This window comes from Streptomyces sp. NPDC079020 (assembly GCF_044542225.1).
In the GTDB taxonomy this organism is placed as follows: domain Bacteria; phylum Actinomycetota; class Actinomycetes; order Streptomycetales; family Streptomycetaceae; genus Streptomyces.
Genome location: NZ_JBITUB010000001.1, coordinates 800,194 through 820,944, shown reverse-complemented (window position 1 = coordinate 820,944; position 20,751 = coordinate 800,194). Strand labels below are relative to the sequence as shown.

The 20,751-nt window shown below is 70.6% G+C and carries 14 protein-coding genes; 11 read left to right on the top strand and 3 right to left on the bottom strand.

The window, feature by feature from the left end; translation table 11 throughout:
* Positions 1-38 precede the first annotated feature (38 nt).
* Positions 39-2,651, top strand: coding sequence for a glycosyltransferase (locus ACIGJO_RS03720; RefSeq protein WP_399951462.1), 2,613 nt, complete (start codon positions 39-41; stop codon positions 2,649-2,651).
* Positions 2,652-2,751: 100 nt separating this feature from the next.
* Here ACIGJO_RS03720 and wecB read toward each other — a convergent pair whose 3' ends face one another.
* Positions 2,752-3,843, bottom strand: a complete 1,092-nt coding sequence (gene wecB / locus ACIGJO_RS03715; protein ID WP_399951459.1) for a non-hydrolyzing UDP-N-acetylglucosamine 2-epimerase — start codon at positions 3,841-3,843, stop codon at positions 2,752-2,754.
* Between the two features lie 173 nt (positions 3,844-4,016).
* On the opposite strand from wecB, the gene ACIGJO_RS03710 reads away from it, so the two are divergent.
* Positions 4,017-5,624 (top strand): glycosyltransferase family 4 protein, encoded by a 1,608-nt coding sequence (locus ACIGJO_RS03710; RefSeq protein ID WP_399951456.1) that lies wholly within the window; start codon positions 4,017-4,019, stop codon positions 5,622-5,624.
* Between the two features lie 115 nt (positions 5,625-5,739).
* Here the strand turns inward: ACIGJO_RS03710 and ACIGJO_RS03705 are convergent, their stop codons facing one another.
* Together ACIGJO_RS03705 and ACIGJO_RS03700 are read right to left on the bottom strand one after the other, a co-directional pair.
* Positions 5,740-6,891, bottom strand: a complete 1,152-nt coding sequence (locus tag ACIGJO_RS03705) for an acyltransferase family protein (RefSeq protein ID WP_399951454.1) — start codon at positions 6,889-6,891, stop codon at positions 5,740-5,742.
* Positions 6,892-6,972: 81 nt separating this feature from the next.
* Entirely contained in the window at positions 6,973-7,575 is a 603-nt protein-coding gene (locus tag ACIGJO_RS03700) for an acyltransferase (RefSeq protein WP_399951451.1), read from the bottom strand.
* 338 nt (positions 7,576-7,913) lie between these two features.
* Between ACIGJO_RS03700 and rplU the strand changes: the two genes are divergently transcribed.
* The 9 genes from rplU to ACIGJO_RS03655 all read left to right on the top strand — a co-directional run bounded on the left by rplU (position 7,914) and on the right by ACIGJO_RS03655 (position 20,677).
* Complete coding sequence (gene rplU / locus ACIGJO_RS03695) at positions 7,914-8,234, top strand: 50S ribosomal protein L21 (RefSeq protein ID WP_073723125.1); 321 nt, start codon at positions 7,914-7,916, stop codon at positions 8,232-8,234.
* A gap of 14 nt (positions 8,235-8,248) precedes the next feature.
* Positions 8,249-8,506: a 50S ribosomal protein L27 gene (rpmA, locus tag ACIGJO_RS03690; protein WP_124268213.1), complete on the top strand. Its 258-nt coding sequence runs from the start codon at positions 8,249-8,251 to the stop codon at positions 8,504-8,506.
* A gap of 145 nt (positions 8,507-8,651) precedes the next feature.
* Positions 8,652-10,088, top strand: a complete 1,437-nt coding sequence (obgE, locus tag ACIGJO_RS03685; protein WP_399951447.1) for a GTPase ObgE — start codon at positions 8,652-8,654, stop codon at positions 10,086-10,088.
* 344 nt (positions 10,089-10,432) lie between these two features.
* Positions 10,433-11,932, top strand: a complete 1,500-nt coding sequence (locus tag ACIGJO_RS03680; protein ID WP_399951444.1) for an SDR family NAD(P)-dependent oxidoreductase — start codon at positions 10,433-10,435, stop codon at positions 11,930-11,932.
* A gap of 226 nt (positions 11,933-12,158) precedes the next feature.
* On the top strand, positions 12,159-14,210 hold the full coding sequence (locus ACIGJO_RS03675) for a hypothetical protein (RefSeq protein ID WP_399951746.1): 2,052 nt from the start codon (positions 12,159-12,161) through the stop codon (positions 14,208-14,210).
* 225 nt (positions 14,211-14,435) lie between these two features.
* Positions 14,436-15,674 carry a glycosyltransferase family 2 protein gene (locus ACIGJO_RS03670; RefSeq protein ID WP_399951441.1) on the top strand — a complete coding sequence of 413 codons (1,239 nt, stop codon included), beginning with the start codon at positions 14,436-14,438 and terminating at the stop codon, positions 15,672-15,674.
* Positions 15,675-15,977: 303 nt separating this feature from the next.
* Entirely contained in the window at positions 15,978-18,728 is a 2,751-nt protein-coding gene (locus ACIGJO_RS03665) for a CDP-glycerol glycerophosphotransferase family protein (protein ID WP_399951439.1), read from the top strand.
* Between the two features lie 211 nt (positions 18,729-18,939).
* Positions 18,940-20,058: a glutamate 5-kinase gene (gene proB / locus ACIGJO_RS03660; RefSeq protein WP_399951743.1), complete on the top strand. Its 1,119-nt coding sequence runs from the start codon at positions 18,940-18,942 to the stop codon at positions 20,056-20,058.
* Positions 20,059-20,188: 130 nt separating this feature from the next.
* Entirely contained in the window at positions 20,189-20,677 is a 489-nt protein-coding gene (locus tag ACIGJO_RS03655) for a hypothetical protein (RefSeq protein ID WP_399951436.1), read from the top strand.
* The last annotated feature ends 74 nt before the right edge of the window (positions 20,678-20,751 follow it).

Below are 20,751 nucleotides of genomic sequence, written 5' to 3'. Positions count from 1 at the left end.
GTCCGGGATAGCTCAGTTTGTCGTGTAAGGATTGAAGCATGTCAACATCTGTCGCCCGCCCCAAACTTGCCGTCATCGTCGCCAACGGCATCACTGGGGACTCCCGGGTGCAGAAGACGGCGCTCGCCGCTGCTCGCGCCGGCTGGGACGTCACTCTCATCGGCCGCAGCCCTTCCAAGCACACCGAGCGCTCCTGGTTCGGACCGGTCAAGGTCGTACGCGTACCGGTCGCCACCCATATGAAGCGACGGGTGGCCGCCCGCGCCGTCCAGGGCGGCGCCCGCGCGCATCTGACGCAGTTCGGCATCAAGGACCGTGCGGGACTGGAGCAGCTGCGGGCCGCGCACGGCACCTGGGTACGTGAACAGACCGCCAGGATCGGGTGGTTGAGCCAGTCCACGGCCATCGGAGGACCGGCCGCCGTCGGGCTCAAGGCCGTCGTGCGGGCCCGCCGCGGCGCGCACAAGCTGCGGCTGAAGGCGTACAAGTGGGAGCAGCGGCGCAAGCCCGAGCAGCAGCCCACCGGCGACTGGCGCAAGGACTGGCCGGCCCTGCTCGACCTGGACCTGGCATTCGGCCCCGTCATCGAGAAGCTCGCGCCGGACGTCATCCACGCCAACGACATCACCGCGATCAACCTGGGTGCCATGGCTGCCGCCCGGCTGCGGGCGAGCGGCCGCAAGTGCGCCTGGCTGTACGACGCGCACGAGTACGTCGCGGGCGTCGAATGGCCCCAGCCGCTGATGACCACCGCCTTCCCCGCCGTGGAGAAGGAGTTCATCGGCAAGGCCGACGCCGTGGTGACGGTCTCCCCGGAGATCGCCGAGGTCATCCAGCAGGACTACGCACTGGCGAAGACACCCCTCGTGGTCCGTAACACGCCGATCCGCGAGACCATCGGCGGCGCCGCCGGACGGGTGTCGGTCCGGCAGGCCTGCGGCCTCGACGACAGCGTCCCGCTGCTCGTGTACTCCGGCTGGATCTCCTCCGAGCGCGGTCTCGGCACCGCCGTGGAGGGCCTGGCCGGGCTGCCCGGCTACCACCTCGCGGTCGTCGCGGGCAAGCGCAGCCCGGAGCTGGTCAGACTGCTGGAACTCGCCGAGGAGACCGGCGTACGGGACCGTATCCATGTGGTTCCCTACGTGGCCCAGCACGAGGTGGCGGACTACCTCTCCACCGCGGACCTCGGGCTGATCTGTTCCCAGCGGACGATCAACTACGAGCTGTCCCTGCCGACCAAGACGGCCGAGTACCTGCACGCGGGGCTGCCGATCATCGCCAGCGATGTGAAGACCCTCAGCGCGTTCGTACGGGAGCACGGCGTCGGCGAGGTGTTCGTCGCCGGTGACGCCGCCTCGTTCGTCGAGGCCGTCACCCGCGGCATCGCCAATGTCGCGGACATGAAGGAGCACATCACCGAGCCCATCCTCACCGAGCTCTCCTGGGAGCATCAGTGCGAGGGGCTGATGGCGCTCTACAGCGAGATCTCGGGCCTCACCCCGCCCGAGCCCGCCGAGGGCTTCTCCTGGGGAGCCGTCGAGCGCGCCGTCACGGACACCGAGGAGGACGAGGAGCCGCGCGAGGAGCTGGAGCGGGGCTGGACGCCGCTCGGCAAGACCCCGGTCAAGCTCGGTCTGGGCCCGGCCAACTACGCCGGGCAGCTCGCCGCCTTCGCGCAGGCCGTCACCCGTGAGCGCTCCGACGTCTCGGCGGAAGTGGTCAAGCACCGCACCGCGCAGACGCACGAGTACCCGGCCGACGTCTACGTCGACGGCAAGTCCCTCAAGAACCTCGATGTCCAGCTCGAACAGGTGCAGCGGATCGTGCCGCGCTACACGCACCTCATCGCCGACGCCTTCCGCCCCGTCTTCGGCGGACTGAACGGCGACAGCATCGAGGGCGACCTGCCCGCGCTCCTCAACGGCGGGCTGAAGGTCGCGCTGCTCGCCCACGGCAGCGAGGTGCGCGACCCCGCGCAGCACCGCAAGCGCAACCCGTACTCCCTCTTCCTCGACGCCCCCGAGGGCTACGAGGACAAGCTGGCGGCAATTGCCGAGCGCAACCGGCGCATCGCGCGGGAGAGCGGGCTCCCGGTCTTCGTCACCACGCCCGACCTGCTGCTCGACCTGCCGATGGCCACCTGGGCGCCGCTCGTCGTGGACGTCGAGGCATGGGCCTGCGACCGGCCGGTGATGCAGCGCGAACGCCCCGTCGTCCTGCACGCCCCCTCGGCGCGCTGGACCAAGGGCACCGACCGGGTGCTGCCGGTGCTCCAGGACCTCCACGACCGCGGCCTGATCGACTTCCGGCTGGCCGAGAAGGTCTCCTGGGCCACGGTCCGGGAGATGGTGATGGAGGCGGACATCATCGTCGACCAGTTCGCCATCGGTACGTACGGGACGTTCGCGTGCGAGGGCATGGCCGCCGGCAAGCCGGTGGTCGCCCACCTCGACAAGGAGTCGATCGCGGCGTGCGGGGTGACCCCGCCGATCGTCAACGCCACCCCGGAGACGCTGGACTCGGTCATGGAGGCGCTGCTCGCCGACCGTGAGGGCACGGCCCGGATCGGCGCGGAGTCGGCCGCGTTCGCACGGGAGTACCACGACGGTACCGCCACGGCCCGCGCCCTGGACGGTTTCCTCAGGCGCTGACCGGCACCGCGAGGACGCCGTCCTCGCGCGAGGACATGACAGAAGGGGCTCCCCGGCCGCAGCGGCCGGGGAGCCCCTTCTCGTACGCCGGTGGCCGAGGTCAGCCGCGCAGCGCCTCCTCCATCAGCTCCACGACCCGTACGGCCGCGGTGCCCTCGCCGTAGGGCGTACCGCGCTCGGTCTCCGGGGCGGGGCGGGTCGCCAGCGCCGCGAACTCGTCCGCGGGCAGCTCGTGCGGGTCCGGGACGAGGACGTTCCAGCCGCCCTCCAGGGTCTCCACCCACTCCGTCTCCGGGCGGACCGTGGTGCACGCCCGGCCGAGCAGGAACGCCTCCTTCTGGAGGCCGCCCGAGTCGGTGACCACACCGGCCGAGGCCACCACGGCGGCGACGAGACCGGCGTACGGCAGCGGGCGGCCGACGTGCAGGTTGCCCTGCTCCAGCTTGATGCCGTGCTCCTCGGCACGCGCCACCAGACGCGGGTGCGCGAGCAGCGCCACCGGCACCGGAAGCGCGGCCAGCGAGGCCAGGATCGCCGACAGCCGCTCCGGGTCGTCGGTGTTGTCCGGCCGGTGGAGCGTGGCGAGCAGGAACGGCGAGGCCGGGTCGATGCCCTCGGGCAGGGCCGGCGCGGGGTGCTCCCCGGCGGCCACCGCGTCACGGATGCGCAGGCAGATGTCCACCATCACGTCACCCGCGAGCCGGGAACGCCCGGCCAGGCCCTCGTTGGCCAGGTGGCGCATGGCCTCCTCGGTGGGGGCGAGCAGCAGGTCGGCGCAGTGGTCGGTGAGGACCCGGTTGTGCTCCTCGGGCATCCGGCGGTTGAACGAGCGCAGGCCCGCTTCGAGGTGGGCGACCGGCAGGTGCATCTTCACCGCGGACAGCGCGCCGGCGACGGTGGAATTGGTGTCCCCGTAGACCAGGACCCAGTCCGGCCGCTCGTCCTCCAGTACCTTGTCCATGGCGGCGAGCACCGCTCCGGTCTGCACCCCGTGGCTTCCGGAGCCCACGCCCAGGTGGACGTCCGGGGCCGGGATGCCGAGCCCGTCGAAGAACACATCGGACAGATCGGCGTCGTAGTGCTGGCCGGTGTGCACGATGACGTGCTGATGGGACGTGCCGGCGAAGGCCGCGGCGATGGGGGCGAGTTTCACGAGCTGGGGCCGGGCCCCGACGACGCTGAGGACCTTCACGTTGTTCTTCTCCTTGGAGGCTGCCGGGCCCGTTGCGGGCCGGGTCCGATGGTACGTGGAGCCTTGCGGGGCACGGTCACCGCAGGGTCCCGGGGGGCCGGTATGCTCGCTGGCTGCGGTATGTCTGCGGCGGGGAGAAGGCCGTGACGGCGGCTATCAGGAAAGGCGCGTACATGGAGCCCGAAAGCACCACGCGGCACAAGCCCCGGGGTCGAGTGGTCATGCTCGTCGACAATGGGGTCAGGGGTGACTCCCGGGTACAGAAGGCGGCCCGGTCCGCGGCGGACGCCGGCTGGGACGTCGTGCTCTTCGGAGTCTCGCCGGACAGCGAGAAGCACTCCTGGAAGGTCGGCAGCGCCGAGGTGCGGCTGATCCCCAAGCCCACCCCGCTCAACCCGCGCCGGCACGACATGCGCCGCCCGTTCCCGCGCCGCCCGCTCGCCTACCGCTCGCCCCAGGTGGCGCGCTACCGGGTGCAGGCCGCCAAGGCGTGGCGCTCGGACCTGAGCTTCCGGCAGGCGGCCGAGAAGGCCGCCAGGGCCGGTCACCCGGGCCGCAGCGCGGGCGGCTCCAAGGCCCGCCTGCTGGTGCCGCGCGTGAGCGCCAAGATCTACAGCAAGTGGGTCGCGCTGCGCGCCCGCGAGACGACGAACCTGCAGAAGCGCCGGTCCATGCTGGACGCCTCCCTGGACCGGACCACGACCGCCATGTGGCAGACGCTGATGAAGCAGCGCTCCTGGCGCCGGCTGATGCCGAACCTGTGGGACTTCGAGCTGGCCTTCGCCAAGCACATCGACGCGCTGAAGCCCGACCTGATCCACGCCCACGACTTCAAGATGCTCGGCGTCGGCGCCCGTGCCGCCGTGCGCGCCCGCGCGGCCGGCCGGCCCGTGAAGCTCGTCTGGGACGCCCATGAGTACGTCCCCGGGCTGCCCCCGCGCCACGGCCGCTGGCTGCCCGGCCATGTGGCGTGGGAGAAGGAGCACGCCGTGTTCGCCGACGCGGTGATCACGGTCTCCCCGGCCCTCGCGGAGCTGCTCAAGGAGGGCCACGGCCTGTCCGCGCTGCCGACGGTCGTGCTGAACGCCCCGGTCCTCTCCCCGGGCGCGGACGAGGTCGCCGGGGCCGACCCCGTGCCGGATCTGCGGGAGCTGTGCGGCGTCGGCCCGGACACCCCGCTGCTCGCGTACGTCGGTGGCATCAATCCGGTCCGCGGGGTCGAGACGATCATCGAGGGCCTCACCCGCATGCCGGACGTGCATGTCGCGATGGTCTCCGTGCCGCCGGGCAAGCCGTACGCGGCGACCGCCACGATCCGCAAGCTCGTCGACGAGCTGGGGGTCGGCGACCGGGTGCACTTCCTGCCGTTCGTCCCGCACTGGCAGGTCGCCGAGTTCGTGGCCCCGGCCGACGCGGCCGTCAGCCCGCTCCATCACCTGGCCAACCACGAGCTGGCGCTGAGCAACAAGTTCTTCGAGTACTCGCAGGCCAGGCTCCCGCAGATCGTCAGCGACATCCGCACGATGTCGGAGATGGTCGAGTCGACGGGCCAGGGCGAGGTCTTCCGCGCCCAGGACACCGAGGACTACGTCCGGGCGGTGAAGGCCGTGCTGGCCGACCCCGAGCGCTACCGGGCCGCCTACGACAAGCCGGGTCTGCTGGAGAAGTGGACCTGGGAGGCGCAGGCCGAGATCCTCGACGGCATCTACAGCCGGCTGCTGCCGGACCGCCCCAAGGTGCCCGCGGCGGCCTCGGAGACCCGGACGGACGCCCACGCCTGAGCCCCCGCTCCGGCTGGCATGACATGAGGAGGGGCCCCGCACCGGAATCCGGTGCGGGGCCCCTCCTCATGCCGTCCTCAGGCCGTTCCCCCGCCACCGGGGAGCCGGCCGGGGGTCACAGCCTCGTGCGCAGCCAGCGGACCGAGGGCCGCTCCAGGTAGCGGTGCACCAGCCAGGACAGCACCAGCAGAACCATCATGGTGACGGCCAGCGTGGGCCATGCGCCCAGGTGCCCGTAGAGGGTACGGATCAGGGCCCAGCCCAGCTCCTCGTGGAGCAGGTACAGCGGGTACACCAGTGCCCCCGCCGTGGCCAGCCAGCGCCACTGCAGCCCGTCGAGCCGGTGCAGCGCCACCGCGAGCACCAGGAGATAGGAGACCGTCACCACGGCCAGGGCCACATACGGGCTGCGGTCGAACCCCAGGTCGTCCCGCAGCCGGTCCCCGTGTTCCACCAGGTCGCTCTGCATGGTCAGCCAGCTCATCCCGAGGAGCAGCCACAGCTTCAGGTCGGGCCCGAAGCGGTACATCAGGTACATGGTGATCCCGGCGACGAACAGCGAGGTGTTCAGCGCGGGTGCCAGCGTGGTGAGGAGCGGTACGGCGGTGCCCTGCTGGAGCAGCACGGAAAGGATCAGCCACGACCAGCAGAAGACGTACACGCGCTGGAAGCTGATCTCCTTGATCAGCACGACCAGGAAGACCAGGTAGAAGCAGAGCTCCAGCCAGAGCGTCCAGTAGGCGCCGACCATGTGCTGTGCCTTCAGGGGCACCTGGAACATCGTCAGGTTCGTCAGGGCGTCGCTGAAGCTGGGGGACTCGCGGACCGGGTCCGGCAGCAGCCGGTACAGCGCGAGGGCGAGGACCACCGAGAACCAGTAGGCGGGGAACAGCCGCAGGAACCGGGCGCGGACGAACTGCCCCGGGGTGCGTCCCCAGGCCGACAGACAGATCACGAAGCCGCTGATGATGAAGAAGAGCTGGACGCCGTAGGAGCCGTACTTGGCGAAGGGGAAGAGCCAGGGGAAGAGCTCGCGGGGGCTCTCGCCCCAGTTGACCGCGGTCGCCTTGTCGATCCCCGCGAAGTGGAACGCGAGAACGGCCAGCGCCGCCACGACCCGCAGCGCGTCGAGCGCGTAGAGCCGTGGCGCCGGGGTCCTGGGTGTGCCGCCGCCGTCACCGGAGGCGGCACCGGGGGCCGGAATCTCCGGTCGCGCCTCGTCCGGCGGGTGAGCATCGGTCTTGGTCGACAGAGAAGGAAAGTTCACTGCCTCATCCTTGACCGAACGTGTCGCTTCTCAGGTCGAACACGTCGGATCGAGATCAAAAGGCGACCCGCCTCGCACCGGTTACGCGGCTCGCTCGCCGAGGACCCCGTCCTTCTCCTCGTACACCGCACCGCTCTGCGGGCACTCCCAGACGCCCGGCTCGCCGGCGCGCTCCACGAGGCGCACCCCGCTGCGGCCCACCCAGCCGATCTGCCGTGCCGGCACGCCCACCACCAGGGCGAAGTCCGCCACGTCCTTGGTGACCACCGCGCCGGCCGCCACCATCGCCCAGCGCCCGATCCGCACCGGAGCCACGCAGACGGAGCGCGCGCCGAGCGAGGCGCCCTCGGCCACCTTCACACCCACGGCCTCCCAGTCGCCGCCGCGCTTCTGGTTGCCCTCGGGGTCGACGGAGCGCGGGTTGTGGTCGTTGGTGAGGACGACGGCGGGGCCGACGAAGACGCCGTCGCCGAGCTCGGCGGGCTCGTACACCAGGGCGTAGTTCTGGAGCTTGACGTTGTCGCCGATCCGCACGCCGGTGCCGACGTAGGCGCCCCGGCCGATGACGCAGCCCTTGCCGAGGCGGGCCCGCTCACGGATCTGGGCGAGCTCCCAGACGCTGCTGCCGTCGCCGATCTCGGCGGTCTCGTCGACCTGGGCGGTGGGCTGGACCCTGTAGTTCACGCGCGTGTGCCTTCCGGAGAGCTGGTGTGCTGGGAGAGCTTACGATCCCCGGCCCCGGAGGCCGTGGGCGAGGGCGTCCCCGCCCGGCGTACGGAGCCGCGGCCGGGCCGGTTCCCCGGCGGCCGGGGCCCGGTTTGACCCCCCGAACCCCGCCCCGTAACCTTGACCCTCGGTGTGTTTCCGTACGCACCTACCCCTGAGCACATCCCTTCCGGACCCGGTCGGCGTTCGCGCCTTCCGTACGGGAGAGGCCGCTCATCCTTCCGGATCGTCCCGGGCCCCGGCCCGTGCGAGCGGCTGGCATCAGGGGATCCGTTCCGAGCGAAAGAGAGATCCGCGTGTACGCCATCGTGCGCAGCGGTGGTCGCCAGCACAAGGTTGCTGTCGGCGACATCGTTGAGGTTGACAAGATTCCCACCGCCCAGGTCGGCGACACCGTAGAGCTCTCTACGCTGCTCGTGGTCGACGGCGACGCCGTCACCAGCGACCCGTGGGTCCTGGCCGGGATCAAGGTCCAGGCCGAGATCGTGGACCACCACAAGGGCGCGAAGATCGACATCCTTCGCTACAAGAACAAGACCGGCTACCGCCGTCGCCAGGGTCACCGCCAGCAGTACACGGCGATCAAGGTCACCGGTATCCCCGCGGCTGCGAAGTAAGGGACTGAGGAGACATGGCACATAAGAAGGGCGCATCCTCCACTCGGAACGGGCGCGATTCCAATGCTCAGCGGCTCGGCGTGAAGCGCTTCGGCGGTCAGGCCGTCAACGCCGGTGAGATCCTGGTCCGCCAGCGTGGCACCCACTTCCACCCGGGCACGGGTGTCGGCCGGGGCGGCGACGACACGCTGTTCGCGCTGACCGCCGGTGCGGTGGAGTTCGGTACGCACCGTGGCCGCAAGGTCGTGAACATCGTTCCGCTCGCCGCCTGATCTTTTCCGGCGCACGCGGAGCGACACACAGCACCTTCCGAGGGCGGATCTCAGCTTTCCCGGCAAACGGGGAAGCGGGTCCGCCCTCGGCGTGTTACGACAGAGACAATTCCGTATTTTTCCGCTGTACCTGGAGGCACCAACCATGACCACCTTCGTGGACCGCGTCGAGCTGCATGCCGCCGCGGGTAACGGAGGCCACGGCTGCGCCTCCGTCCACCGTGAGAAGTTCAAGCCGCTGGGCGGCCCCGACGGGGGCAACGGCGGGCGCGGCGGCGATGTGATCCTCGTCGTCGAGCAGGCCGTGACCACGCTGCTGGACTATCACCACAGCCCCCACCGCAAGGCCACCAACGGCCAGCCCGGTGCGGGCGACAACCGTTCCGGCAAGGACGGCCAGGACCTGGTCCTGCCCGTGCCCGACGGCACCGTCGTCCTGGACAGGGCGGGCAATGTGCTCGCCGACCTGGTCGGCCAGGGCACCACCTTCGTCGCCGGCCAGGGCGGCCGCGGCGGCCTCGGCAACGCGGCGCTCGCCTCCGCCCGCCGCAAGGCGCCCGGCTTCGCGCTGCTCGGTGAGCCGGGCGAGGACCGGGACATCGTCCTGGAGCTCAAGACCGTCGCGGACGTCGCACTCGTCGGCTACCCGAGCGCCGGCAAGTCCTCGCTGATCTCCGTGCTCTCCGCGGCGAAGCCGAAGATCGCGGACTACCCGTTCACCACCCTCGTGCCGAACCTCGGAGTGGTGACCGCCGGCGGGACCGTCTACACCATCGCGGACGTCCCCGGCCTCATCCCCGGAGCCAGCCAGGGCAAGGGGCTGGGCCTGGAGTTCCTGCGCCACGTCGAGCGCTGCTCGGTGCTGGTGCACGTGCTGGACACCGCCACGCTGGAGTCGGACCGCGACCCCGTCTCCGACCTCGACATCATCGAGGAGGAGCTGCGGCAGTACGGCGGTCTCGACGACCGGCCGCGCGTCGTCGTCCTGAACAAGGTCGACATCCCCGACGGCCAGGACCTCGCCGACATGATCCGCCCGGAGCTGGAGGACCGCGGTTACCGCGTCTTCGAGGTTTCGGCCATCGCGCACAAGGGCCTCAAGGACCTCTCGTACGCGCTCGCGGGCATCATCGCCGAGGCGCGCGCCGCCAAGCCGAAGGAGGAGGCGACCCGGGTCGTCATCCGCCCGAAGGCCGTCGACGACGCGGGCTTCACCGTGGCGGTGGACGACGAGGGCATCTACCGCGTGCGCGGCGAGAAGCCCGAGCGCTGGGTGCGGCAGACCGACTTCAACAACGACGAGGCCGTCGGCTACCTCGCGGACCGGCTCAACCGCCTCGGTGTCGAGGACGCCCTGATGAAGGCGGGCGCCCGGGCCGGCGACGGCGTCGCCATCGGTCCCGAGGAGAACGCGGTCGTCTTCGACTGGGAGCCGACCGTGACGGCCGGCGCCGAGATGCTGGGCCGCCGGGGCGAGGACCACCGCCTGGAGGAGCCGCGCCCCGCCGCGCAGCGCCGCCGGGAGCGCACCACCGAGCGGGACGACGCGCAGAAGGAATACGACGAGTTCGACCCCTTCTAGGGAGCACGGCCCGCGTCCGCGTTCCGGACGGGCCCGCCGCGCGTGACGCGTGCCGGGCCCGCCCGGTCCGGCCGCCGGATCCGCGCGGCTGCTCGCCCGGTGACGTACCGGACCGGGATAATGCCTGGTGACGGTCATGGTCCGTGCGCCGGATGTGCGGATTGCGCAACACCTCTGTGGATTCGGTCACCCCGCGTACCGGTCCGGCGGAGCCAACCTCCCTGGCCAGGCAGTGAACTGCGGGTTTCCGCAGGGCATGCGGTGACCGACGTCCGCCTTGCGGGACGGTCACGGAGAGTGCGACCATCACACTGTTTCCCCCGTCATAGCAAGGTAGGTCGTCTGTGTCTGTGCCGCATGAAGCCAAGCCCCGGACCACAGCAGTCGTGCTCGCCGGTGGTACCGGTCAGCGCGTGGGACTGTCGATCCCCAAGCAGCTGCTGAAGATCGCCGGCAAGGCAGTCATCGAGCACACGCTGACCATCTTCGAGAACGCCGAGGGCATCGACGATGTGATCGTGCTGATGGCGCCCGGGTTCGTGCCCGACATCGAGAAGATCGTCGCCAAGGCCGGACTGACCAAGGTCACCCGGATCATCGAGGGCGGCACCACCCGCAACGAGACCACCGAGCGCGCCATCGCGGCGCTCGGCGAGGGCCTTGCCGAGGGCGAGGACCGCAACGTCCTCTTCCATGACGCGGTCCGGCCGCTGCTGTCACAGCGAGTCATCAAGGACTGTGTCGACGCGCTCGACCGCTACCAGGCCGTCGACGTCGCCATCCCCTCCGCCGACACGATCATCGTGACGCGCACCCACGGCGGGGACGGGGAGTTCATCACCGACGTCCCCGACCGGTCCCGGCTGCGCCGCGGGCAGACCCCGCAGGCCTTCAAGCTCTCGACGATCCGCAAGGCGTACCGGATCGCGGCGGGCGACCCCAACTTCCAGGCCACCGACGACTGTTCGGTGGTCCTCAAGTACCTCCCCGACGTACCGATCTACGTGGTCGCGGGCGACGAGTACAACATGAAGGTGACCCAGCCGGTCGACGTCTTCATCACCGACAAGCTCTTCCAGCTGGCCTCCACCGCCGCCCCGCGCCAGGCCGACGAGGCCGCCTACCGGGAGCTGCTCTCCGGCAAGACCCTCGTCGTCTTCGGCGGCTCGTACGGCATCGGCGCCGACATCGCCACGCTGGCCGAGCAGTACGGCGCGAAGGTCTACGCGCTGGGCCGCTCCACCACCGGTACGCACGTCGAGAACCCGGAGCACGTCGACGACGCGCTCTCCAAGGCGTACGCCGAGACCGGCCGCGTCGACTACGTCATCAACACCGCGGGCGTGCTGCGCATCGGCAAGCTGGCCGAGACCGACAACACCACGATCCAGGAAGCACTGAACGTCAACTACCTGGCGCCCGTCCAGATCGCCCGCGCCTCGTACAAGTATCTGGCGGAGACCCAGGGCCAGTTGCTGCTCTACACCTCCAGCAGCTACACCCGGGGCCGCGCCGAGTACAGCCTCTACTCCTCCACCAAGGCCGCCATGGTGAACCTCACCCAGGCGCTGGCCGACGAGTGGGCGGGCGAGGGTATCCGTGTCAACTGCGTCAATCCGGAGCGGACCGCGACGCCGATGCGCACCAAGGCGTTCGGCCAGGAGCCCGAGGGCTCGCTGCTCTCCTCGGAGGCCGTGGCGCGCACCTCGCTGGACGTGCTCCTGTCCGAGCTGACCGGCCATGTCATCGATGTACGTCAGCAGGACCCGACGCGCGGTGCCGCCGAATCCTCCGGGTTCGAGCAGGCGCTGGCCTCGGTGCTCGACCGTCAAGAAGATGTGTAATAATTCTTGACAATTGTGATTTTTCGGGCCTCTGTGATCGCCTTGTGCGACCGCAGAGGCCCGAGTGCGTGAAGCCGCACCTTCACATTTCCCTCTATACGTGAATTAACCGGCACCCCCCTGGAGCAGGTTCTTCGTGATCTCGACAGCCATTCGCCTGGCCCGTGTGGGCAGCAGGTCGGAACTGGCGGCAGCACTGTTGATGGGGCTGGGATATCCCTGCGTCATGGTCGCCGCCCTTCTCCCCAACATCTGGTTCTTCGCGGCGGCCACCGCTGTCACGTACGTCACGGACTGGTACCTGCATCAGCGGGGGAGCTATCTGGTCAACCGGCTCGGCAAGGTGCGGGCCGGACTGCCCATCCGCTTCCTGCTCCGCCAGCTGATGCTCATCCTGCTGCTGGCCCGGCTGGACCTCGCGGAGGAGCCGCTGTTCTACACGGCTGTCGCCTGCTTCCTGGTCTTCTACGGACTCCAGGCCCCGCACGGCGCCCTGACGACGCTGATCAAGCTGCGGCGCACCATGCCGGTCGTCACCCGCAACGTGGACCTGCACGCCGTCCGCATCCCCGACGCGCCGCCGAACGCGCTGCTGCACCGTTCCGCCGAGAAGATGCTCCACCTGGACATCCCGGCCATGGCGGGCATACTGTTCGCCGCCGAGACCGGCAAGGACGTCGTCGGCTACGTCGGCGCCGCCATCACCCTGGTGCTGGCCGTCCTGTACAACGCGGTGCTCGTCCCGTACCTGCGCCGCGGCCGGCTGGTCCCGTCGGCCCCCGCCGTGCTCAAGGCCGTCGAAACCTGGCTGCGCGAGTACCAGCCCACCGTCGTGCTCTACTTCTCCGGCTCGAACGAGTCGGCGTACCAGGGCAACATGTGGCTCGACACGATGGCGCAGGTCGAGGGCCGCCCGCTGATCATCATGCGTGAGCGCGGCCTGGTGCCGCAGCTGGCCGAGACCGGCGTACCGGTGATCTGCATCCCCGCGGGCACCCATCTGATGAACCTGGACCTCTCCACCGTCCGGGTCTGCCTCTACCCCGCCAACGTCGGCAAGAACATCCACATACTGCGGGTCCCGACCATGAAGCACGTCTTCATCGGGCACGGCGACAGCGACAAGCTGGCCAGCGTCAACCCGTACTCCAAGGTGTACGACGAGGTGTGGACCGCGGGCCGGGCCGGACGCGACCGGTACGCCCTGGCCGACGTGGGCATCCGCGACGAGGACATCGTCGAGGTCGGCCGCCCGCAGCTGGCGCCGATCAAGAGCTGGACCGGTACGACGAAGAACCCCGTCCCGACCGTGCTGTACGCCCCCACCTGGGAGGGCTGGGACGACAACCCGGGCAACACCTCGCTGCTGCTGGCCGGTGAGAACATCGTGCGGCGGCTGGTGGCCGCGGACCGGCCGGTCCGGGTCATCTACAAGCCGCACCCCTTCACGGGCATCCGCAGCGCCAGGGCCAAGGCCGTCGACGCGCGGATCAAGGCCATGCTGGAGAAGGCCGCCGCCCAGCGCGCCGCCGATCCTCGCTGGGCGAAGGAGGCGGCCTCGGCCGCCGCGGAACAGAGCGCGGCCAAGGTCGAGCTGGCGCGGATCGAGGCCCGTCTCGCCGCGCTGACGGCGACCGGCCTGTCCGGCGGCGACGACGCCGAGGAGTCGCGGGTCTCGCTCGCCGACCCTGCCCGGGAGGCCGAGACGGCCGCCCTGCGGGCCGAGTGGAACGACGCCTACTGGCGCTCCTTCGGCTGGTGGGAGCACCGGACCATCTCCGGCGCGCAGCCGAAGCTGTACGACTGCTTCAACGAGTCCGACGCGATGGTGTCGGACATCTCCAGCGTGGTCTCCGACTTCATCGCGAGCGGCAAGCCGTACGCGGTCACCGACTCGGCCGAGCTCGGTGCCGAGGAGTTCAAGCGGCAGAACACCGCCGTCCGGGCCGCCGTCATCCTCTCCAACGGTGCCGAGGAGATCGGTGAACTGCTGGCAGCGGTCACCGACCCGGCGGCGGACTCGCTGGCCGGAGCCCGCCGCGAGCTGAAGAGCTACCTCCTCGGTCCGGACGAGCCGACCTCCATGGAGCAGTTCAACGCCGCTGTGCGTGCCCTCGCAGCCAAGGCCGAGGCGCGCAACGCGGGCGTCGCGCAGCGCCTCCGTGAGCAGAGCGCGGCGCTGCCCGACCGGGAGGCGGCCTCCAGCGGCGCCGGGACCGGCGAGGCGGAGGTTCTGGCCGAGGCAGGGACCACGGCGGACGCGGTGGCGGGCCGCTGACCGAGGCCGTTCCCGGCCCGTCGGCAAACCCCTGTTGAACGGCTGACCAACGCCCGGCCAACGCCTGGCCAAACTGTCCGTGCCTGCCGAAAACGACGCAACCCCGGCAACGGCCCGTGCATCTCTCCCCCTGGAGGGATGCACGGGCCGTTCGGCATATTCAGGCACATCAGGTGTGAGAGTCGGGCAATATGGCCTATATCGTGATCAAATCAATACGTGCACATGTCCGAAATGCCGAACAGGACCAGCGAGCCCGATGTCAGTGTGATCATTGGCGCGTATGAGGCGATGCCCTACCTGATCCGCTGTCTGGAGTCCGTCGAAGCGCAGACGCTCGGCGCCGGGCGCATGGAGATCGTCGCCGTCGACGACGGTTCCACGGACGGTACGGGGGAGTATCTGGAGGAGTTCGCCGCCCGGACGGACATTCCCATGCGGGTGGTCCGGCAGCCGAACTCCGGAGGGCCCAGCGGGCCCCGTAACGTCGGCCTGGGGCTCGCCCGCGGCCGGTACGTCTTCTTCCTCGACGCCGACGACTACTTCGGCGAGGAGGCCCTGGAGCGCATGGTCGCGATGGGCGACCGGGCCGGCACGGACGTGGTCCTCGGCAAGGTCGTCGGCGTCAACCGGGGCGCGGCCAAGTCGATGTGGAAGGAGACCGTCGAGCGCGCCGATGTGTACTCCTCCAACATCAAATTCACCCTGAGCGCCCAGAAGCTGTTCCGGCGCGAGCTGCTCACCCGGCTCGGCATGACCTTCGACGAGGAGCTGAAGACTGGCGAGGACGCCCTCTTCACCATGGAGGCGTACCTGCGGGGCAGCGGTGTCTCGGTCGTCGCCGACTACACCTGCTACTACCTGGTGGGCCGTGACGACGGCAAGCACGTGACCAAGAGCGGCACCTACGTCCTGCGCTTCGACTCGGCCAGGGCGCTCATGCGGCTCATCGCCGCCCATGTGCCCGCCGGGCCCCGGCGCGACGCCCTGATGGTCCGCCCGTTCGTCATCACCCTGCTGCCGCAGTTCGGCCCGAAGATGCTGAAGCAGTCGGCCGCGGTCCACCGGAAGAAGATGGCGCTCGCGGCCCCGCTGATGGAGGCCTACTGGACCCCCGGGCTGGCGCGCCGGCTCAAGGCGCAGGAGCGGCTCCGGCTGGTCTGCGTGGCGACGGGAAGGCTGGACCTGCTGCTCGACGTCCTGCGCTTCCTGCGGGCCAAGGAGGAGCCGGAACTCGTGCGCAGGACGGGCCCGGCCCGGCTGTACCTGGCGTATCCGCACTTCGGCGACGGTTCCGGGCTGCCCGACGAGGCCTATGAGGTGACCGTGACCGAATGGGTCGGCGGCAGACGCGTCGAGGCACCGGCGCGGCACTCCTCCGTGTCCTTCGCCCGGCGGGTGGTCCGCAAGGCCCGCAGGACGGTGCTGGCGGCACTGCGGGCACCACGGGCGCACCGCGCCTGACCCCGCCCCGCCGGGGCCCGTCCGCAGGCCGGGACGGCCCCGGGAACGCCTCCCGAACGGACCTCGTCACAGGACCGGGGCGGACCCTGGAACAGGCCCTGGAACAGGCCCCGGAACAGGCCCCGGAACAGGCCCCCGAGCGGACCGCGGAGCAGGACCGGGGCGGACCCGGGGGCGGGTCGATCCTGTGACTGGTGTCACGTCATACTGTGGGGCAACCATGAGACCGTTGTAGACGTCTCATTTACGCCCCGTATTCCAGGGGTTCATCTCTGCACGTCCCCCCGGAAAGGCCCTCCCGCCGTGGCGTCCCTCGAAGCGATTCCCGAAGAGCTCAGCCGGCTCATGAAGTACTTCCCGGAGACCCCGGTCGAGGAGCGCCCCGCATTCCACAGCGCCGCCAAGGACTTCCTGGCACAGGCCGCGCCCAAGCTCGTCCGGAAGTTCTCGCCGATGGCCCGGGTCAAGTGGCACCTGGCGGCCAACGGGCGCGGTGACGAGCTCGTGGGCCTGCTGCACTACGAGCGGGAGAACCCCGGCGCCTTCTCGGTGCGGGGCCTGCGCCGGGCCCGGATCGAGCTGCCCGGTGTGGAGAACTCCTCGCTGCCCGCCACCGTGCGCAACTTCAACCGCAGTGAACTGCCCGTCCGCGGCAAGATGCTGGACCTGGCCTGGAAGGACGGCAAGCTGGTCGTCCACGGGTACGCCTACATCCCCAACGTCCCCTCCGCGACGGGCAAGCGCTCGCTCCGCGTGGCCGTGCTGCGCCGCCAGGGCAGCCGCAGCACCCTGCCGCTGCGCGTGCGCACCGTCCTGGAGCCCATGGCCACCGCCGAGGCCAAGGGCGCCCTGCACAACTACGACTGGTCGGGCTTCGAGATCGGCATCGACCCGTCCCGCCTGCGCACCCGCGGCCAGTGGCAGCCGGGCACCTGGCGCCTGGGCATCGGCATCCCGCGCCCCGGCGGCATGTCCGTCGGCAGCGTGACCAAGAACAACGCGGGCGCCGCCGGACACAGCCAGGTCCATGTGCTCGACGACGGCGTACGGCTCGTCGCGGGCTACGACCGCAACCGGCTCAAGCTCACGGTGGACGTCGTGCCCGCCGAGGTCGAGGCCCAGGAAGCGGACGCCGACACCCTCACCGTGACCCTGCGCGCCCGCGCCACGGGCAAGCAGCCCACCGCGCTGCGCATCGACCACGAGGCCACCGGCCATGTGACCGACCTCCCGCTGGAGAAGGGCGTCACCGGCGCCGACGGCTGGCTCCGCCACACCGCCCGGCTGTCCTTCGCGGACCTCCCGGTGGACGGGGTCACCCCCGGCCGTGCCAGGAAGTACCGCGCGCTCATCGTGTTCGCGGACGGCACCACGCGCCGCGCCACCATCGGCAGCAAGCCGGCCACCGGTGTCCACCCGCTGCCCGGCGGCCTCGAATTCGCCGTCGTCACCGACGGCGCGGGCAACTTCACCCCGCAACTGCGGTGCGTCCAGCCCGTCGTCGACGGTGTCGAGTGGTCGAGCGGCGGCGAACTGGTGCTGTCCGGCACCTACACCGGCGACGCCGCGACGATGAAGCTGATCCTGCGTCACACCGGCCGCAACGAGGACCGGCCGCTGCCGGCCGAGTTCGCGGACGGCCGCTTCACCGCCCGCGTGACACCGGACACCATGCCCGCGTACGAGGGCACGCTGCCCCTGCGCGCCGGGCGCTGGCTGCCCTTCCTGCGGGCCCGCGCCGAGTGGGACCACACCCGCGACATCCCCGTCACGATCCGCCCCGACCTGGTCGGCACCCTGCCGCTGACCCACCGCGGCGCACACCGCACGTACACCGTGGAGCGGCTCGACTTCGACCGGATCTTCGTGGAGTCCGGCGCCGTCCTCGACCCCGAACTCCGCGGCGCCTACCGGCAGCGGCTGATGCGCGACGTGTACACCCCCGAGCAGCGCGAGCTGCCGCTGCGCGAGGCCGTGCTCTACAACAGCTTCGGCGGCAAGCAGTTCTCCGACTCGCCCCGCGCCGTCTACGAGGAGCTGGTGCGCCGGGGCACCGAGGTCGAACACATCGCGATGGTCCACGACCAGCAGGTCGTCCTGCCGCCCGGCGTGCGCGGCGTGGAGTGGGGCAGCAGGGAGTGGTACGAGGCGCTGGCCCGCAGCCGTTACGTCGTCACCAACGGCGGCATCCGCGAGTGGTTCGTCCGCCGCGAGGGCCAGGTCGTCGTCCAGACCTGGCACGGCACCCCGCTCAAGCGCATCGGCGCGGACCTGCTGGGCACCCCGAAGGCCAACCTGGCCTACATCGCGAGCCTGCCGCAGCGCTCCCGCCAGTACAGCCTGTTCATCACGCCCAACTCCTTCACCACCCCGATCATGACCAACTCCTTCCGGCTGGAGTGCGAGGTCCTGGAGGCGGGCTACCCGCGCAACGACGTCTTCCACGCCCCGGACCGGGTCAAGCGCGCGGCGGCGGTACGGGAGAAGCTCGGCATTCCCGCCGGCAAGAAGGTCGTCCTGTACGCACCCACCTGGCGCGACGACCAGCGCTACGGCGGACGCCGCTTCAAGCTGGACAACCAGATCGACGTCGACGCGGCCCGGCGGGAGCTCGGCGAGGACCACGTCCTGCTGTACCGCAAGCACCACAAGGTCCTCGACAGCATCCCCGGCGCCGGACAGGGCTTCGTCTGGGACGTCACGTACTACCCGGACATCGCCGACCTCTACCTGATCGCCGATGTGCTGATCACGGACTACTCCTCGGTGCTTTTCGACTTCGCCCACTCCGGGCGGCCGATGCTGTTCTTCACGTACGACCTGGAGCACTACCGCGACACCCTGCGCGGCTTCTACTTCGACTTCACCTCGCGCGCCCCGGGCCCGCTGATCAAGACCTCCGAGGACCTGGTCTCCGCGATCCGGAACATCGACGCGGTGACGGAGGAGTACAAGGAGAAGTACGCGCAGTTCCGGGTCGACTTCTGCGAGCCCTCCGACGGCCGGGCCGCGGCCCGGGTCGTCGACCGCATGCTGAGCGTCAACGACAGCTGATCCGGGCCGGACCGGCCGTTCCCGCCGTCGGCCCCCGGCCGGCGCCGCCCGCACCTGTCCACCGGGCGGAACGGTCGGGCGCGGGGGGCCGCCCCTCGCGTACTGTGCGTGCCGGGGGCGGCCCCGGCACAGCGTCACGGCGGCCGCGGCCGGTCCGAGGACCACCGGGCGAGCCAGAGCGAGGAAGCACGTGACAGCTGCAAGGCACGGAGTGACCGAAGCCCGCCGGATCGTCGTCAAGGTCGGCTCCTCCTCGCTCACCACGGCGGCCGGCGGCCTGGACGCCGACCGGGTCGACGCACTCGTCGACGTACTGGCCAAGGTCAGGAGCGGCGGCGAACGGGAGATCGTCCTCGTCTCCAGCGGTGCCATCGCCGCCGGACTCGCCCCCCTGGGACTGGTCCGCAGGCCCAAGGACCTGGCCCGCCAGCAGGCCGCCGCGAGCGTGGGGCAGGGACTGCTCGTCGCCCGGTACACCGCCTCGTTCGCCCGCTACGGCGTACGAGTCGGCCAGGTGCTCCTCACCTCCGACGACACCAGCCGCCGCGCCCACTACCGCAACGCCTACCGCACCCTCGACCAGCTCCTGGACATGGGCGCCCTCCCCGTCGTCAACGAGAACGACACGGTGGCCACCGACGAGATCCGCTTCGGCGACAACGACCGGCTCGCCGCGCTCGTCGCCCATCTCGTCCACGCCGACCTGCTGGTCCTCCTCTCCGACGTGGACGGTCTCTACGACGGCGACCCCAGCACCCCGGGCACCTCCCGGATCGTGGAGGTCGGCGGACCCGAGGACCTGGCGGGCGTCACGATCGGCAGCGCCGGAAAGGCGGGCGTCGGCACCGGCGGCATGGTCACCAAGGTCGAGGCCGCCCGGATCGCCACGGCCGCCGGCGTCCCGGTCGTCCTCACCTCCGCGAGCCGGGCCGCAGACGCCCTGGCGGGCCGCGACACCGGTACGTACTTCCACCCCACCGGGCGCCGCTCCGCCGACCGGCTGCTCTGGCTGGCCCACGCCTCGACCCCGAGGGGCGCGCTGACGCTCGACGACGGGGCCGTACGGGCCGTCGTCGAGCGCCGCACCTCGCTGCTGCCCGCCGGAATCTCCGCCGTGGAGGGTGAGTTCACCGCCGGTGACCCGGTGGAGCTGCGTGATACGAGCGGCCGTCCCGTCGCCCGCGGCCTCGTCAATTTCGATGCCAAGGAAATCCCCCAGCTGCTCGGACGCTCCACCCGGGATCTGGCCAGGGAACTGGGCCCCGCCTACGAACGCGAGGTCGTACACAGGGACGATCTGGTCGTTCTCACACCCCGGCTCGCCCCCTGAAACGGCTGAAAGTCCGGCCTCGGGGCAGAGACCTTCACCAAAACCGCCCCAAGCCAGGCCTCGGACTGGTCAACTTTGTAGCGGGGACACCAGGGGTACAGCACAGCAACACATTCACAGGAGGCCGCCGGTGAGACGAGCGCGCCCGGGGGCGCCGCCCCGCGGAACGGGCAGCCGAGCCCTGACCAGCGTCGGAGCGGGGGCCGAGTTCGACAGGAGCGTGGCCGCCGACCGCACCGCCGAGCAGGTACCGGTGACGGTGAAGGAGGAGCACACCCAGTCGAAGCTGTGGCACATCACCCTCTCCGTCTCGGGCACGGAGACGCCGCTGAAGGAGGTCAGACGTGGCCTGGAACAGCTGGCGCACGACCATCCCTTCCTGCTGACCAGCCGCTACGCCAATGACCACGCGGAGATCCGCTACTGGGAAGAGGCCCGCGATCTGCACGACGCGGCGGCGGTGGCCCTGCGGCTGTGGGGCGAGCACCGCTCCAGCGCCAGGCTGCCGCCCTGGGAGATCGTCGGGCTGGAAGTGATCGACCGGGAGACGTACCACCAGCGCATCGCCGAGGGCTACGGGCCGCCGCCCGCGGCCCCGGTCGGGGTGCACCCGTACTGACCGGACCGCCCCTCGGGCGGTTGTCTCGCATCACGGGATACGTGACGGATGCCCGCAGTGTGCGCACTACTCTG

What these genes read in the sequence shown, in the direction of transcription:
- ACIGJO_RS03670 (WP_399951441.1), top strand. Translation starts at nt 14,436, where the DNA reads ATGTCCGAAATGCCGAACAGGACCAGCGAGCCCGATGTCAGTGTGATC.
- ACIGJO_RS03675 (WP_399951746.1), top strand. Translation starts at nt 12,159, where the DNA reads ATGGTCGCCGCCCTTCTCCCCAACATCTGGTTCTTCGCGGCGGCCACC.
- rpmA (WP_124268213.1), top strand. Translation starts at nt 8,249, where the DNA reads ATGGCACATAAGAAGGGCGCATCCTCCACTCGGAACGGGCGCGATTCC.
- ACIGJO_RS03720 (WP_399951462.1), top strand. Translation starts at nt 39, where the DNA reads ATGTCAACATCTGTCGCCCGCCCCAAACTTGCCGTCATCGTCGCCAAC.
- ACIGJO_RS03710 (WP_399951456.1), top strand. Translation starts at nt 4,017, where the DNA reads ATGGAGCCCGAAAGCACCACGCGGCACAAGCCCCGGGGTCGAGTGGTC.
- obgE (WP_399951447.1), top strand. Translation starts at nt 8,652, where the DNA reads ATGACCACCTTCGTGGACCGCGTCGAGCTGCATGCCGCCGCGGGTAAC.